The sequence below is a fragment of the Acutalibacter sp. genome, from assembly GCF_056800975.1.
In genome coordinates, this window is record NZ_JBQISV010000054.1 from 1 (window position 1) to 15,065 (window position 15,065).

At 57.8% G+C, this 15,065-nt stretch carries 14 protein-coding genes and 1 pseudogene; 2 read left to right on the forward strand and 13 right to left on the reverse strand.

What is annotated here, in order from left to right; genetic code table 11:
• The 3 genes from ACTO5E_RS07150 to ACTO5E_RS07160 form a co-directional block, all read right to left on the reverse strand.
• On the reverse strand, nt 1-310 hold a 310-nt coding region (locus ACTO5E_RS07150), incomplete at its 3' end, for a hypothetical protein (protein WP_482302725.1).
• A gap of 226 nt (nt 311-536) precedes the next feature.
• Nucleotides 537-1,085 carry a BRO-N domain-containing protein gene (locus ACTO5E_RS07155; protein ID WP_482302726.1) on the reverse strand — a complete coding sequence of 183 codons (549 nt, stop codon included), beginning with the start codon at nt 1,083-1,085 and terminating at the stop codon, nt 537-539.
• Complete coding sequence (locus ACTO5E_RS07160; RefSeq protein WP_482302727.1) at nt 1,078-1,272, reverse strand: hypothetical protein; 195 nt, start codon at nt 1,270-1,272, stop codon at nt 1,078-1,080. Before ACTO5E_RS07160 ends, ACTO5E_RS07155 begins: the two co-directional genes overlap by 8 nt.
• 620 nt (nt 1,273-1,892) lie before the next feature.
• On the opposite strand from ACTO5E_RS07160, the gene ACTO5E_RS07165 reads away from it, so the two are divergent.
• Nucleotides 1,893-2,243 (forward strand): hypothetical protein, encoded by a 351-nt coding sequence (locus ACTO5E_RS07165; protein WP_482302728.1) that lies wholly within the window; start codon nt 1,893-1,895, stop codon nt 2,241-2,243.
• A gap of 196 nt (nt 2,244-2,439) precedes the next feature.
• On the opposite strand, the gene ACTO5E_RS07170 is transcribed toward ACTO5E_RS07165, so the two are convergent.
• The 3 genes from ACTO5E_RS07170 to ACTO5E_RS07180 are packed head-to-tail and all read right to left on the reverse strand — an operon-like array spanning nt 2,440 to nt 3,875.
• Complete coding sequence (locus ACTO5E_RS07170; RefSeq protein WP_482302729.1) at nt 2,440-3,156, reverse strand: peptidoglycan recognition protein family protein; 717 nt, start codon at nt 3,154-3,156, stop codon at nt 2,440-2,442.
• A gap of 2 nt (nt 3,157-3,158) precedes the next feature.
• Nucleotides 3,159-3,479, reverse strand: coding sequence for a phage holin (locus ACTO5E_RS07175; RefSeq protein ID WP_482302730.1), 321 nt, complete (start codon nt 3,477-3,479; stop codon nt 3,159-3,161).
• Nucleotides 3,480-3,506: 27 nt separating this feature from the next.
• Nucleotides 3,507-3,875: a hypothetical protein gene (locus tag ACTO5E_RS07180; RefSeq protein WP_482302731.1), complete on the reverse strand. Its 369-nt coding sequence runs from the start codon at nt 3,873-3,875 to the stop codon at nt 3,507-3,509.
• Between the two features lie 489 nt (nt 3,876-4,364).
• On the opposite strand from ACTO5E_RS07180, the gene recG reads away from it, so the two are divergent.
• Nucleotides 4,365-6,404: an ATP-dependent DNA helicase RecG gene (recG, locus tag ACTO5E_RS07185; RefSeq protein ID WP_482302732.1), complete on the forward strand. Its 2,040-nt coding sequence runs from the start codon at nt 4,365-4,367 to the stop codon at nt 6,402-6,404.
• A 724-nt stretch (nt 6,405-7,128) separates the two neighbouring features.
• Here the strand turns inward: recG and ACTO5E_RS07190 are convergent.
• The 7 genes and pseudogenes from ACTO5E_RS07190 to ACTO5E_RS07220 form a co-directional block, all read right to left on the reverse strand.
• The gene (locus tag ACTO5E_RS07190; protein WP_482302733.1) at nt 7,129-9,036 is read right to left on the reverse strand and encodes a hypothetical protein; all 1,908 of its coding nucleotides are present in this window, start codon (nt 9,034-9,036) and stop codon (nt 7,129-7,131) included.
• Nucleotides 9,021-9,566: an RNA polymerase sigma factor gene (locus tag ACTO5E_RS07195; protein WP_482302734.1), complete on the reverse strand. Its 546-nt coding sequence runs from the start codon at nt 9,564-9,566 to the stop codon at nt 9,021-9,023. Before ACTO5E_RS07195 ends, ACTO5E_RS07190 begins: the two co-directional genes overlap by 16 nt.
• Before the next feature lie 233 nt (nt 9,567-9,799).
• Complete coding sequence (locus tag ACTO5E_RS07200; RefSeq protein WP_482302735.1) at nt 9,800-11,101, reverse strand: hypothetical protein; 1,302 nt, start codon at nt 11,099-11,101, stop codon at nt 9,800-9,802.
• Nucleotides 11,102-11,484: 383 nt separating this feature from the next.
• A complete protein-coding gene (locus ACTO5E_RS07205; RefSeq protein WP_482302736.1) occupies nt 11,485-12,087 on the reverse strand; it encodes a YdeI/OmpD-associated family protein in 603 nt (200 codons plus the stop codon).
• Nucleotides 12,075-13,274 (reverse strand): L-serine ammonia-lyase, iron-sulfur-dependent, subunit alpha, encoded by a 1,200-nt coding sequence (locus tag ACTO5E_RS07210; protein ID WP_482302737.1) that lies wholly within the window; start codon nt 13,272-13,274, stop codon nt 12,075-12,077. Before ACTO5E_RS07210 ends, ACTO5E_RS07205 begins: the two co-directional genes overlap by 13 nt.
• Nucleotides 13,275-13,316: 42 nt before the next feature.
• Nucleotides 13,317-14,318 (reverse strand): tryptophan--tRNA ligase, encoded by a 1,002-nt coding sequence (gene trpS, locus ACTO5E_RS07215; RefSeq protein WP_482302738.1) that lies wholly within the window; start codon nt 14,316-14,318, stop codon nt 13,317-13,319.
• Between the two features lie 409 nt (nt 14,319-14,727).
• Nucleotides 14,728-15,065: pseudogene (locus tag ACTO5E_RS07220) on the reverse strand (hypothetical protein); the annotation flags it as partial.

Consider the following 15,065-nt stretch of genomic DNA (forward strand, 5'->3'; position numbering starts at 1 on the left):
GCTTTGTGTACTCTACAGAGATAACTTCCTCTGTATCATCGGACTTTATGTCCTTCTTCATTAGGTTGAGCTCCGAAAATTGAAAAAGCTCGAATTGGCCGGATTTGCTCTCAGAGGGGAGCAGCGGGATGACAAAGAACATTCGGTTTAGCAGGACGCCCGCATCCTCATATACATCCTCATGTCCGCTTTGGTATTGCAGGAGATCCTCCTTGCCCTTTGGAACTGCGGAAGGCCGTGCTTTGTCGTGAAACCACATGAGATAAGCCTCATATATCCGCTGGAAGTTATACCCTTGATGTATACCCATTCCTACGCCTCCATAGGTTTACTTGCTCTCCGGCCGGTTTGCTGTGGCTTAATATTACCACGTCGCGGCCCGGAAAACAAGCGTCTAAGACGCACAAACCTTTGCCGGAAACTTTGGCCGTCCTGCCGGTTTGACAAATCCCCTTTCCGGCGGGATAATAATAGGGACTATCGGTATATCCGATAGTCCCGGGTTTCTATTCGTGCAGTGATGGGTGTGAATCGCGCTAGTCGGGGCGATATAAAGCGGGCTGGTCGTAAAGGCTTAACTGCTCAGGCAAATGACGGGTGGGGAGCTCTGGCGGCGAGACATTCCACACCATGCAAAAGTGCTGGGCCATGTTTGCAATTTCGGCGGGAGTGCAATTCATCCGCTCCATGATTTTCTCATATTTCCCGATGAGCCTTGATAAGCCATTAGGCGTTACGGCGGGCGGGTACTGGTTCATGGTGTAGCTGCCAGATTTGCGGATGGAGGGCAGCACCTCGGCAGTCACCCACCGCTTAAACCGCTTGGCCTTTTCCAGCTTGCTGGAGAAGATAAGGCAGTACAGGCCGCTTTCGCTGATGATGGTCATATCCTGGGGGCCGGAGGGGGTGGTGATTTGCCACCCCCCTTTGTCCTCATCGTCAACTTTGGATTTCAGGGCGTTAACAGTGTCCTTATACCCCAGAGCGGCGGCAACATCCTTGCCAACGAACCAAGGCTCGCCATCCTTCTGGATGGTACGGATTTCCCCGAACTCGGGGTTGTTGAAAATCTGAAAATCACTCATGCTGCGCCTCGTTCCTGGTCTCCTGTAAGGCCGTCAGCTTTTCCTCTAGCTGGTGTATTCGGTCCATAGGGTTACGCAGCAGGTCGTCTTTGATGTTCTCCTCGGCCAATTCCAGCACACCGGCCAGGGTAAAGGTCAGGTAACCGCTGGGGCCTAAGTCGGCCAGTATGGCGCGAATCTGTGCCACGGCTTCCAGCTCTTTCGCTTCAGTAAGAGGTATGTGCTTCGTTTTTTTCTTACCTCCGCTTTAGCCGCGCGGTAGCCTTTAGCCTGGCCATATTGAAAGGCAAGTAAAAGCGCTTCAACGGGTGTTTCTGAGGCCATACGAATCATTTCATACGTTTCGCACATCCGCATACTATAGCTCCCAGATATTTTCCCTGTATTCTCAATGTACTTCTCAATTTTTTCGATTGCTGACATGGAATTTCCTCCTTGATTTCCACCAAAGAGGGTGCTATAATGATTTAGCACATCTTTGGTGTGTTCTTGTTTGGGAACCGTCTGGGCTTTGGAGAGTGTCAGGCGGTTCTGTTATTGTTTTGGCCCCCATGCCTCTTTCACATATTCCTCTAGACGATTAATTGCTATGCGTACTGCATGACTTCTGCTTGTTTCCATAATGGAAGCACACTCATCTAGCTTTTTAAGTGTCTTTTCATCCATCCGAACGCGAAGCATATAATCTTTTGGACTATCGGTTGGGCGGCCCATCTTTGATGTAGCCACGGATTCACCTCACTTTCGTTGCTACAAAAGGTATAATAGCTTATGTAGCAACAAATGTCAAGAGGGAAATTCAAAAATTTGAAAATTTCCCTCTCGTCCTGTTCTGCATTTGACTACTTTTTGACTACCCAGCGGTTGAAAATCCCCATTCCCGCCTGTGCCGGGAGAGCCGAAAAAGCTAGATTTTATGCGGGATTTTGTGTAGGCGTGTACTGGCCCGGAGTGCTTGACGTGCAGGGGGTCAGCGGTTCAAGTCCGTTAGCGCCCACCAGCAGCGTGACGCTGCACCCGATTCGCGCACCCGTATTGGTGGGTGCGCGAAGTTTTTTTGCCCGCGAGCAGGCGGCATCTTTTAAGCACGGTAAGGCTAAGGAAGTCCTAGGAATTTTGTGGTTCCTGGGGATTTTTTCTTTGATTGTTGAGGCTTGAAGTAGCCGGTCCCTGTAAATTGGGTTAGTTTGAAGTTAAAAAAGCCCCGGCTCCTCCAAAGAGAAAGCCGGGGCCTCTTTTATAAGTCCTCCGCGGGCAGGCCTGGAGCCCGGCACATGGACAGCAAAGCCCAGGCCTCCCAATCAAGCTCATCGAGGGGGAGGGGCTTGCCCGCAGCGCAGCACCCTTGTTTTCTCTACTCCTCCCCCCGCTCTAAAAGCCCCGCCGCAATCACCGCCACCTCCTGCCGGGTAGCAAAGCTCTGAGGCCGAAGGCTGCCCTCTGCGTCCCGGCTCATCAACCCCTCTGCCTCCATCTGGGCAACCGGCTTCTCGGCCCAACCGGCAACGGGTTTTTGAGCCAGCTCCTGGGCATACCGTTCCATGCTCTCTTTAAACAGCTGGTAGAACTCCTCCCCGCTCATCTGCTCGTCCTCCTTCCAGAAATTCTCAACCATATTCAAAAAACGCGCCCAGCCCATGTCTAGGGTTCGGTGGGGGCAGTATTTGCCGTTGTAGTCCTGGTGCTTGGTGACCTGTTCCAGGCCCCAGCCATACTCCTTAAGCAGGCTGGCAATGTACCGGGCAGCGTTCTGCTCCGCCTGAATGAACCTTGCCCCCCCAGACCTGGAGTAGCAAATCTCAATATGGATGCCCTCCCGGTTGCCCTTGCCGTTGCCGTCGCCGCAGGCCCAGGCGTTGCGGTCAAAGGGAATGCCCTGAACAATCTCCACATCGTCTACTGCCGCGTGAAAGCCCACCTCACTGTCATTACGAATCATGTAGGCTACCTCATTTTCGGCGGAGGTATCGTTGCCCGTGTTGTGCACCACAATACGGGTGGGCCTCATGGGGTAGGGGCACTTAAGGCCGTACCGGTCAGGGTCGACCCAATTTTTGCGGACAGCTACCATTCTCACCCCTCCTTCGACCGGTCATGGTCTTCGGCCCCCAGGCTCTCCTCCGGCGGCAGAGCCTGGCCGGTCTGCTTGGGCTTTTGATAGGTCATGGCAAGCGAGCTGTCCGCGAGCCCCTGGGTGGTGGGGTCGTTAACCACCCCCAGCACGGACAGCAGCGCAAAGACAGCGTTGATTAAAGCGAGAAGCCGGTTGCCCAGCTCTCCCCAGTCAATGGCAACGCCCACCACCGCCGCCCCTGCCTGAACCAGCAGAAGCAGGGCAGGCACCAGGGCCAGCCAAAAAGCCTTGTTCTTGATACGAACCTTCCAGTTCAGCATGGTAAAGGCATCTCCCTCTCAGGGCTGCTACAGCCCAAATTTTCCCAACAAAAAGGCTCCCAGCGCCGCCACCGCCATGCCCAAAAGCTGCTTGACCACGTCCTCCCAGCGCCGGGCGGGCTTCATCTCAAGCTCAGACAGGCGCTTGCCCAGCAGGTCAATAGACTCAGCCAAACTCTTGAGGGTGCTCATAATGCTGTCATATTGCAGGCTTCGCGCCAGATCGCCCTTTTCCAGTATATGGATTTGGTCGAAGATTTGTCCATGCCTGTGGGAATTCTGCCGCCGCAGCTCGTTGAACGCCTCTTTCAGCTCCCCCAAGTCCCCTTCCAGCTCCCGGGCCTTAATCAGCCCCAGGCACTCCCCCTGGGGGTCAGAGGGACATCTCTCATCCACGGGCCACACCTCCCATCCTTCGTGCCGTTTGTTGGCTCAGGCCAGCCTTACCCGGTCCACAGTAATATTATATTCCATGTCCCCGCCGTAGGGTTCCCGGTAGAGAGGGGCTGTGTATGGCCCGCGTCACGGCAGGTGTTCTCCCCAAAAAGCTGGAGACCTTTCAGGCTGTTCCTGCCAGCCATCCCTTTATAGCATAAAAAAGCGCAGTAGCTCCGCCCTGCTGGCGCTGCTGTTTTCTTCTCTGCTTTCGACTTCCTTTCATGCCCTGGGAGTGTCCCTTTCGCGGATTTTAATGCAGAACTGGATATCATCCACCCACTCTGTGGAAGGGAGAGACGGGCGGACGCGCAGCTCTGCCTCTACAAGGCATCCTGGACGTAAATCAAATAAAATGCGCGGCATGACACTCCCGCTCCTCCCCCCAACTTGACATCCCCAGGCCCCCATTGTATAATCAAATGGATTTCTGTTTGCGAGGTGACATTCTTGTCCTCCTGTTTTCACACCAGCATCTCTGCCCTAAAGGGCGTGGGCGCCCAGCGGGCCAAGCTCTTTCAAAAGCTGGGCGTCCACAGCCTGGGGGGCCTGCTGCGCCTCTATCCCCGGGACTACCGGGACTGGTCCAGCCCCCTCGCCATTGCCGAAGCCCCGGCAGACCAGCTGTGTGTGGTGCGCGCCCAGATTACCGGGGCCCCCACTGTCACCCGCGTTAAGGGCAACCGCCTGGTCATTCACGCTGCGGCAGATGACGGCCAGTCTGTTTTGCGGCTCACCTTTTTCAACAACCGGTATATCCCCCGTCTGCTTTTGCCAGGGCATACCTATCTGTTTCGGGGCAGGCTGACCAGAGGCCGCTCTGCCTGCGCCATGACTGCCCCGGACTTTGTAGAGGAGGGAAAGGCCCAGGGCTTTGTGCCGGTCTATCCCTCTACCCAGGGGCTCTCCTCCCGGGTGATTGCCCAGGCAGTGAAAAACGCCCTTGCCCAGCTGCCAGAGACCCTGGAGGACCCTCTGCCCCCAGGGCTGCGGGAGGAATATCAGCTCTGCCACCTGAGCTATGCCCTGGAAAACGTCCACTTTCCCCGGTCTATGGAGGATCTGGACATTGCCCGGCGGCGGCTGGTGTTTGAGGAGTTTTTGGTGCTGCAGCTGGGGCTGATGCAAATTAAAAGCGGCCGGCGTGAGGAGAACCTGCACCCCATCCCGGACCGGTTTCCTGAGGACTTTGCCAGGCTTCTGCCCTTCCGGCTCACTGGGGCCCAGCAGCGGGCCATTGCCCAGGGCATTGCCGACATGGCCGGTCCCTCTCCCATGAACCGGCTGGTGCAGGGGGATGTGGGCAGCGGCAAAACCGCGGTGGCGGCGGCCCTCTGCTGGGCAGTCATCCGCTCCGGCTGGCAGGCGGCGCTCATGGCCCCCACCGAGATTCTGGCGGCCCAGCACCACCAGTCCCTCTCTGCTCTGCTGGAGCCCGCGGGGGTGCGCTGCGCCCTGCTCACTGGCAGTGTCAAGCCCGCCGAACACAAGCGGCTGCTAGAGCAGCTGGCAGCAGGGGAGATTGACCTGGCCATTGGCACCCATTCTCTCATCAGCGAAAAGGTCCGTTTTCAGGGCCTGGGGCTGGTGATTACCGACGAGCAGCATCGGTTCGGCGTTAACCAGCGGGTGGCCCTGACCCAGAAGGGGGCTTCCCCCCATCTGCTGGTCATGAGCGCCACGCCCATTCCCCGCACTCTGGCCCTTATGGCCTATGGGGACATGGAGGTGTCGGTGCTGGACGAACTGCCCCCAGGCCGCCAGGAGATTGAGACCTATCTCATTGACCCGGGCAAGCGGCAGCGGGCCTATGGCTACATTCAAAAGCACCTGGACCAGGGGCGGCAGGGGTATCTCATCTGCCCCCTGATTGAGGAGGACGGCAGCGGCATGATGAGCGTGGCCTCCTACGGGGAAACAGTCCGCGCCGCCTTTCCGGGGATAGAGGTGGGGGTGCTCCACGGCAAAATGAAGCCAGCCGAAAAAGAGCAGGTTATGGGGGACTTTGCCGCTGGCCGCACCCGCCTGCTGGTGGCCACCACGGTGGTAGAGGTGGGGGTAGACGTGCCCAATGCGGCCATTATGCTTATTGAGAACGCAGAGCGGTATGGGCTCTCTCAGCTCCACCAGCTGCGGGGGCGCATTGGCCGGGGCAAGCACAAGTCCACCTGCATTCTCATCTGCGGCAGCGGCGGGCCGGAGACCGTGGAGCGGCTTAGGCTGTTCAAAAGCACCCGGGACGGCTTTGCCATAGCGGACGCAGACCTGAAGCTGCGGGGGCCAGGCGACTTTTTCGGCCAAAGACAGCACGGCCTGCCCCAGATGAAAATTGCGGACATGGCCACGGATGTAGAGCTGCTACGGGAGGCCCAGCGCTGCGCCCGGCGGCTGTTCCACAGCGGGGCGCTGGCCGGGGAGGCGTATCAAGGGCTGCTGGCGGAGATTCGGGAGCTGTTTGACAAGGCGGGGGGCGAACGGGTGGCCATATAGAGCGTCCCAAATTGCCCCCAGGCCTGCTGGACAGAGCCTCGAACAGAAAAGACCCTTGCCCGGCAGTTTGACAGGGAGAGGCGCGGTTCCGGGGCAAAGACTGGGCCGATGCAGACCCGCTCCCCGGCCTGCCGGACAAAGCCCCGAACAGAAAAGCCCCCTACGATTGCCCGGCAGTCTGACAGGGAGAGAGAGACGGTTCCAGGGTAAAGACTGGGCTGATGCAGACCCCGCCCCCCGGGCCTGCCGGGCAGAGCCCCGAACAGAAAAGCCCTCCCTACGATTGCCCGGCAGTTTGACAGGGAGAGAGGCGGTTCCAGGGCAAAGACTGGGCCGATGCAGACCCCCGGCGGAGTGTGGGGCGAGCGTCTGCCAGCAGGAGACAAGCTGCCAACTAACCGGGCCTACCGGCGGGGCCAGTCTTTTCCCAAACCCGGCTTTGCGCCTCAGTCGGGCCCCAGGCCACAATAAAAAAAGCGGCCCCCTTCCACCGTGTGCGCTTGCGTGGAAGGGGGCGCTTTTTTCTGTCAGCCGGGCAGATGTAAAACCATGTTTATGGGAGGGGAGCCGCCTCTGCCAGTCAAGCCCACAAGAGGAACGCTCAGGCACTGTCAGAGGCCCGGGGTACTACCGGAGGCTCGGGCGCTGCCAGAGGGCTGGGCACTGTCAGAGGGCTGGGCGCTGCCAGAGGGCTGGGCGCTGATCCCGAGGTCAAGGGACCGCGTTAGGCGTCTATGGCGGTTTCCGCCTGTCCGTCCATTGGGGGTGCCGCCTCCTCTCCGGCTGAGGAGGCGGCTTCTTCTGAGGTCTGGCCGGTGAGCGCTGCCACTGCCTGCTCATGGGCCTGCCCCAGGTCCTCAATCAGCACCTTGCCTGTGTTGCCGTCCACCAGCTCCAGCCGGTCATACCCTGACCAAAATCCCCCCTCTGTCCCATTCATATTCCCCGGCGGGTACAGCTGAAAGCCCAGCATGGTATGCACCTCACCCCAGCTGGGTGTAACGGCCTCCCACTGCTGGTAGGAGCCCCTCTCGTCCGCCACAGGATCTTCCCCTGTTACTGCCATAAAGCTCTGCATGAGAGCCCCCTGGGAATACCCGTTGAGAACCAGGACCCGCCCTGGCTCCAGCCAGGCCTCTGCCGCCAGGGTGACGGCTGCCCCTATATAATCCTCTTGGCTATGGCTGACGTTGACAGCCAGAAAGCCGTTGGTAAAGCAGTCTGCATCCAGGGGGTAGGATTCCCTGGATGTGTCCGCCCGTTCCAACCCCTGGTTTAGGTAGCTCTCGCTGGGGGCAATGCTCCCGGTGTCTAGGTCAATGGTGAACTCCGCCACCACCCGGGAGGGCCACAGGGGCGTTTCGGTCACAGTCAGCACCAGGGGTCCCCGGCAGTCCTCCTGCATATATGCGTTGAAGAAGGAGAACCGCATCCGGCGGGCACCGTTTGAGCCCTCCAGCTCCTCCCGGCTTACCAGCTCATAGGAGAAGCCCGCTATGCCGCTGCCGTCTGCGGCGCGGAATTGACCCTCAAGCCGGGCAAAGGAGCCCAAGGGGTCTTTTTCGCCATATCCGGGAAATTCCAGCAGCAGGTCCCCCAGATATCCCATGTCCGGGGTCTCCAGCTCCACATCCACCCGGCTGGGGCTGTAGTCCACCTGCAGCAGCGCTGCCCCATTGTCTGTCATCTGACTGGTGAATACCCGGTTTTTGGACTGGTCCACCGGCACGGCCAGCTTTGTCTCAAACCCGGCCTGCCAGGTGTATTCTGGGTAAGGTTCCATTTCATATTGCTGGCGGACCAGAGAGAGGGTCTTCAGGGCAAAGGTGACCCGCAGCTCCTCTGTCTGGACCTGGTTCTCGTCCAGCTCCACCTGCCAGGTGGCCTGCAAACGGCCCTGGCCGTTGTCTGTAAATGGAGACAGCTCTCCTGTTCCTGTCCAGCTCTCTCCTCCTGCCGACAGCTCCATGGAGTAATCCGGAAAGACCTGGGACCCAAAGCCGTCCGTCTCTATTCCTGCCGAGAAGGCGGTTGCCTGCAGCCCATAGCCCTCCTCCCACAGAAATTCCGCCTCCTCCTCGCTGTAGCCCATGGAGACAAACAGCTTGGGGCTCTTTTCTATGGACAGCTTCAGCTGTAGGGTTCTGCCGTCGCACCAGGCGTCCTCCACCTGCATAAGGCAGGGGAAGTCCCCTGTGCTTCCCAGGGTCACAGGCTGAAACTCCCGAAGGGGCTCAGGGGAAGGGCTGGGCTCCGCCTCGCTGCCGTTGACTGCCCGGAACACCGGCCCCAGCCCGGGCAGGGCCTCTGTCAGCTGGGGATAGGTGGTGTTTACCCCCAACAACGCTGCAAAGGTGACAACCAAGGCCGCCGCTGCCGCTGCTGTGCGCCGCAGCAGGTAATACACCGGCCTGGGCCGCACAGGCACCTGGTCTGGCAGCTGAAGCAGGGTCTGCTCAAAGCGCTGCTGAAAGGCCTTGGGCGGCTGCTCTACCCCATACTCCCGGGCCAGCTGCTCCCGAAAGGCCCGCTGGCCCCGGCGGCTCCCCAGGGGGCGGGGCGCCTTGGGGGGGGGGGCAGGCCGGGGGGAGGGACTGCCGCTGTGCCGGGCATGCTTCATTTTCGCTGCCATGATTCCACCTCCTGTTCCCGGTCCCCGTAGGTCTCCCGGAACTTCTTCCTTCCGTGTGAAAGCCGCATTTTAGCCGCGCCCTCGGTGATGGAGAGCATGCGGGCAATCTCCTTTACCGGCAAATCGTTCAGGTAGTACAGGGTGAGGATGAGCCGGTCGTTCTCCGAGAGCTCCGCCAGCACCCGCTGCACGTCCAGCGGGGTGTCCCGGTCGTCGCTCTCGCTCTCCTCAGGCACCACCTCCAGGGGCAGCAGCCCCTTTTGCTGGCGCAGCAGGTCATAGCAGCAGTTAATAACCACCCGGGTCAGCCAGGTTTTAAAAAACTTGGGCTGGCGCAGGGTGTGCAGCTTGTAAAAGGCCCGGCACAGGGCCTCCTGCACCGCGTCCTCCACGTCGGCCTCGTTGTGAAGAATGGCCTTTGCCGTGCGGTACATACTGAGCTGGCTCTCCTCCATCAGCCGGACGAAGGCCTCCTTGTCTCCGCTCTGCGCCTTGCGGACCCATTTGTCTGTGCTCCCTATGTTCCTCACCGCTTTCCTCACCGTGGCTGGTTCCTGTTGATTAGACGCTATAGGTAAACAAAAGGTAAACAGCCCACGAAATATTTTTTCAGGCCCGGCTCCGCTGGCTCCCTGGTCTCGGGACATTTCTTAGGGCGTGTTCCCATAAGCTGAGTATGGGGATTTTGGAGTAAATTTTTTGTCAGATTCCAGGCGTAAATTTGCAGAGCTGTGCATTCTTTTCATGTGTAAGTATCCTATTCTTAACTTTCTGCCAGCAACATCTCTATCAAAACATACTTCTCATGAACTGATTTCTTCCTTGCATCCTCGTCAAACCATAATATACTCCAGAGGCTCGCATCCACAGGCCCCGGGAAGTTCGCCACATTTATTTGTTTCTGTATTTCTGTAATGGCCTTATAATTCGCCTCGTTCATCTGCCAACAGCTTCCTGATGGAGTGTCGCTGTTGCCCGTGCCGGTATACACCGGCAATCCCTGCATACAGTATTGGAAAATACCGCTGGTCTGCTGCACCTCTGGGTCCAACAGGTAATTGATCACACAAAAGGCCTCGTCTGGATACCTAGCGTTGCGGTTAATGGCCGCGAATGTAGTGATATTTGCTGTCACCCCACCTGATAGATTGTAGGGAGGTATCATGGTATACTCTTCTTCACCGCTTAAAGAAATATTTACATCAGGGTCAGACAAGTAGCCCTGGTCCATCCAAACCCGCAGGACATCTCGAGATTCTTCAGGTACCGTTTGCCATGTATCATACTGTTTTGCCACCCATCCCAGCAGTTCCTCCTCTGAAAAGACGGGAACATCTTGTGAATAGTCTACCAGAGTGCCGATGATATTGTACAGATACCCGTCTGATGCAGCCCGGATATTGGGGTCTGGGTCCTCCGTCATTTGCTCCCAAGTCATAGGAAGTTGGGACTTCGGGGTGTAGGAACTGTCAAATAGTGTTGCCTCGAAGGTGTAAGTCAGAGGAATGATCTGCTGTCCTTCTTCATTGCGGCCCGCCTCCATGACCACGGGCTGTAATGAATCCCAGCCTATGTTCCCGGCTTTTTCAATGTAGTCATCTAAGGGCAATAAAAGATGATTTGACATAGCCTGCACAGGGAATTTGAAAAAGAGCGTAGTATCCAGACCAGCATTATACCCATAAAGCTTTTGGGCACAAAGGAACAGATCAGGCCCCTTCCCCGCCATTATTTCCGTGCGTACGCGGGTAATGGCGGCGTCCCGCTCCTGGGCGCTAAAAGACGGGGGCAATACCTCAAGCTGATAGATAAATTCCTCCCCAAAACCAGGAACACTGTTCAGTGTCTTGGTAATGACTTCAGCAGGGGCATTGTCAATCAAGTCCACCAGTATGGAGACCGTTCTCAGTCCGGTAGTCTCCTCCATGCTTTCGGCAGTCTCCTGGGTATTGGGCTTTTTTGAACTTTTTTTCTCTGTATTTGAGCATCCGGAAATGGATATTATGATCATGATAAGGAAAAGCAAGAAAAAAATATATTTCTGCTGAATACATTTCTTTTTCACGTTAGCTCACCTTCCATATTATATTTGGAAATCGGGGGTATACCTTGAATGGGGTCTACTTCCGGTTATCCATTTTATTGAAAGGACTTCGAGTTGTGCTGCTGAGAACCAGAACATCAGCTGTAAGTTCATCCTAATGGGTAGCTAATGTCTTGCTCTGCGAAAGGTGGTGTAAATCACACATTTATTTCATTTTTTATCCACCAAAGCAGAAGTTTCGTTCCACTTCGTAGTAGGTCCCTGGGGCGGGTTTACCTGGGGGGTATATCATTCATAGAAATCTGCCGCGGCATAAGGCGGGCCTGGGGGCTGTGTCCGCCGCTGGCAGACACAACCCAAACCCTGCAAGCTGTGCGCAATTTTTCTGGCACTGGGATTCCTGGTTAATCTTTCTGATCCGGCTCCATGGGCCTCAGGTTTTTGTGCAGCCTGTCCGCCAGCCAGGCCAGGCGTTTGCTTCGCCCGGTCTCGGTTTTCGCGTCAAAATATGCCCGGGCATAGGTCTTTTTCACAGACATGGGCATGGCCAGAAAATTTGTGCAGGCGGGCTCGCTGCCTTGCAGCAAAGCGGCAACCTGGTCCACCTGCTCCTCTGTTAGCTGCATAGGGCCGGGGGCATACCACTGGCCGTTGGCCTTGGCCTGCTCTATTTTCTCTCTGCCATAGGGGGTCATCAGCCCCCGGTCCTCCAGGCTCTCTGCCAGGGCCCGGTTCTTTTCAGACCACTTACTTTTCTCCCGGCGGGGAGAGAAGTATTTTTGATAGGTCTTCCCGTCCAGGCGCTGCATCTGCCCGTCAATCCATCCAAAGCACAGGGCCTCCTCCAGGGCCTCTGAGGCCTTTACGGTTTTTGGGCCCCCGGCCTTGCCAAACACCAGCCACACGCCGCCGCTGGTCCGGCAGTTTTGAGAAAGCCAGGCCCGCAGCTCCTCCCGGCTGGCAAAGGTCAGCGTTTGGGCCTCCCTGCTGGGGGTTACTCCCGCCATGTTTTTGCCAGCCCCCCCTCGCTGGTCTCCCGGTACTTGCTGAACAGGTCCCGGCCGGTCTCATACATGGTTTTTACCACCATGTCAAAGCTGATTTTGCGGGTATAGGTCAAAAAGTTGGCCAGGCTCAGGGCATTGATGGCCCGCATGCCTGCCACCGCGTTGCGCTCAATGCAGGGAATCTGCACCAGTCCCCCAATGGGGTCGCAGGTCAGGCCCAGGTGGTGCTCCATAGCCACCTCGGCCGCATACTCAATCTGGTCCAGGTCCATGTGGTAAATCTCCGCCAGCCCTGCCGCAGCCATAGAGCAGGCGCTGCCAATCTCTGCCTGACAGCCGCACTCGGCCCCAGAGATGGAGGCATTGGCCTTGATGACATTGCCCACAACCCCTGCCGCTGCCAGCCCCTTGAGCATCTGCCGGTCAGAAAAGCCCTGCTGCTCCTGCTTGTAGAGCATCACAGCGGGCAGCACCCCGCAGGCCCCGCAGGTGGGGGCTGTGACAATAACCCCGCCCCCGGCGTTCTCCTCGCTGACAGCAAAGGCATAGGCGCATACCTTTCGGTTCTCCCGGGTCTCTTTGCTCTCGTCCATGTGCCGCTGGCGGTTTAGGTACATGGCCTTGCGCTGCACCCCCAGGCCTCCGGCCAGCTCTCCGTCCTTGCGAATGCCCCGGTACACGGCCTCCTTCATGGCCTCCCACACCTCTGAGAGGTAGTCCCAAATGCCCGGCCCCTCGCACTCCTCCACATACTGCCACAGGTAGAGGTCCCTGCTGCGGCAATAGTCCTTAATTTCGGAGAAGCTGCGCAGGGGGTACACCTGGGGCGGGTCTGCCTCTTTTTGCCCCTCAATCTGAATTTTGCCGCCCCCCACGCTGAACACCCGCCAAAAGCCCAGCCGCTCCCCCAGCCGGAAGGCCTCCAGCTCCATCGTGTTAGGGTGGGGCAGGTCCTCGGTGTGGGTGTCGAACAGCACCCGGGTGGGCACAGGCTCCAGGGCCTCCAGCACAGCCACGTCTGTTAGGTGGCCCTTGCCGGTTTTGGCCAGGGACCCGTACAGGGTTGCCTGAAAGCTGTCTGCCTCTGGGTATGCTGCCCGAAAGCGCTCGGCCGCCCGCCCAGGCCCCATGGTGTGGGAGCTGGAGGGCCCCCTGCCAATCCGGTACAATTCCCGCAATGATTCCATACAATCTCCCCTCCTGGTTTTTGGGTTCTGTTTATGCTCCGGTCAGTCCACCAGGCCCACCTTGCGGTAGACCTTCCGCAAGGTCCGCTGGGCAATGGCCTGGGCCCGGGGGGCCTGGGCCCGGTAGGCCTCCTCTAAAAAGGCCTTGTCTGCCACAATCTGCCGGTAGCGCTCTTGAATGGGCCGCAGCTCGGCAATGACCGCCTCAGCCACTGCGGGCTTGAACTCTCCATAGCCCTTGCCTGCAAACTCCTGCTCAATCTCCTCATAGCTTTTGCCAGTGACAGCAGCGTAAATGCCCATGAGATTGTTCACCCCCTCTTTGCCCTCGCCAAAGCGCACCTGGCTGCCGCTGTCTGTTTTGGCCCGCTTGAACTTGCGCATAATGGTGTCCGGATCGTCCAGCACCGAGATATTGCCGTTCTGGTTCTCGTCGGACTTGGACATTTTGCTTAAGGGGTTTTGCAGGGACATGACCCGGGCCCCGTGCTGGGGGATCATGGGCTCTGGCACAGTAAAGGTGTCGCCGTAAATGCCGTTAAAGCGCTCGGCAATGTCCCGGGCAATCTCCACATGCTGCTTTTGGTCCGCGCCCACAGGGACATAGTCCGCCTGATACAGCAGAATGTCCGCGGCCATCAAACAGGGGTAGGTGAACAGCCCTGCGTTGATATTGTCCGCGTGCTTGGCAGACTTATCTTTAAACTGGGTCATGCGGCTGAGCTCTCCGAACTGGGTATAGCAGTTGAGAATCCAGGCCAGCTGACTGTGCTGGGGCACCTGGCTCTGGATGAAGAACACAGTCTTCTCCGTGTCCAGGCCCATAGCCAGCAAAAAGGCATAGGCCTCTTTGGTGTATCTGCGAAGCTCGGCAGGCACCTGGCGCACCGTGAGGGCGTGAAGGTCGGCCAGGGCATAGACGCACTCATAGCCCTGTTCTTGCAGCTTGATATGGTTGCGCAGGGCCCCCAGGTAGTTGCCCAGGGTAAAGGTGCCTGTGCACTGATACATGCTTAGAATGCGCTTTTTTTCTTGGTTTTCCATAGGATTTCCGCTCCTTTTTCAGCATATGGTCCGGGGAGGAGCAAAAAGCCCCTGCCCCGGCAGAAAATTCTCTGCTGGGACAGGGGCATAAGAGACAAAAGCTCTGCTCCTGCGGTACCACCCGGCTTGACGCTTTTCCCGCGTCCACTCAGTGCGCGTCCACACGCGCTAGCTTTGGTAACGGAGAGCCGCTCCGTCTCGCCTACTGGACCCGGCAGTTATGCCGGGTCCAGTAGGCGGACCCGGTACAGCTGCCGGGGGGTTCGGTCTGCCCTCAAAAGCCCATTCAGCCAGGCGCGCCCGCCGCGCTTCCACCACTGCGCGGCTCTCTGTAGAGCAGCCCTCCGGCCTACTTACACTTTGTCACAGGTTTCTCTTTCTCTCATTATAGCGGACAGAGGCGGTCTTGTCAAGCGGCGGGCCTGCCGGGGGAGTGTCTAAAGGCAGAGTTAAAGGAAGTCAAAGAGCGAAAACGACTTTTCTGCGCACCAAAGCGGTTATAAGCGCGAACAAAAACAGCAAGAACGGCCTGAAGGTTCTCCAGCTTTCTGGGAAAGCACCTGCTGCGCCGTGCCAAGGTCGGGATATAATGCCGCAGGTCAGCGTTGACGCCTTCCATTGTAAAGGTGTCACTTTTGTTATGGACATTGAAAATGTGCTTTCCAGGGAGATAGCCGCTGTACCCATCTGTGCAGCACTCCTGAGCCTCTGGGGCCGCATCTACCATCTGCTGGATTGTTCGGGAAG

What these genes read in the sequence shown, in the direction of transcription:
- ACTO5E_RS07155 (WP_482302726.1), bottom strand. Translation starts at nt 1,085, where the DNA reads ATGAGTGATTTTCAGATTTTCAACAACCCCGAGTTCGGGGAAATCCGT.
- ACTO5E_RS07170 (WP_482302729.1), bottom strand. Translation starts at nt 3,156, where the DNA reads ATGGTAGCTGTCCGCAAAAATTGGGTCGACCCTGACCGGTACGGCCTT.
- ACTO5E_RS07175 (WP_482302730.1), bottom strand. Translation starts at nt 3,479, where the DNA reads ATGCTGAACTGGAAGGTTCGTATCAAGAACAAGGCTTTTTGGCTGGCC.
- ACTO5E_RS07190 (WP_482302733.1), bottom strand. Translation starts at nt 9,036, where the DNA reads ATGGCAGCGAAAATGAAGCATGCCCGGCACAGCGGCAGTCCCTCCCCC.
- ACTO5E_RS07205 (WP_482302736.1), bottom strand. Translation starts at nt 12,087, where the DNA reads ATGGCGGGAGTAACCCCCAGCAGGGAGGCCCAAACGCTGACCTTTGCC.
- ACTO5E_RS07210 (WP_482302737.1), bottom strand. Translation starts at nt 13,274, where the DNA reads ATGGAATCATTGCGGGAATTGTACCGGATTGGCAGGGGGCCCTCCAGC.
- trpS (WP_482302738.1), bottom strand. Translation starts at nt 14,318, where the DNA reads ATGGAAAACCAAGAAAAAAAGCGCATTCTAAGCATGTATCAGTGCACA.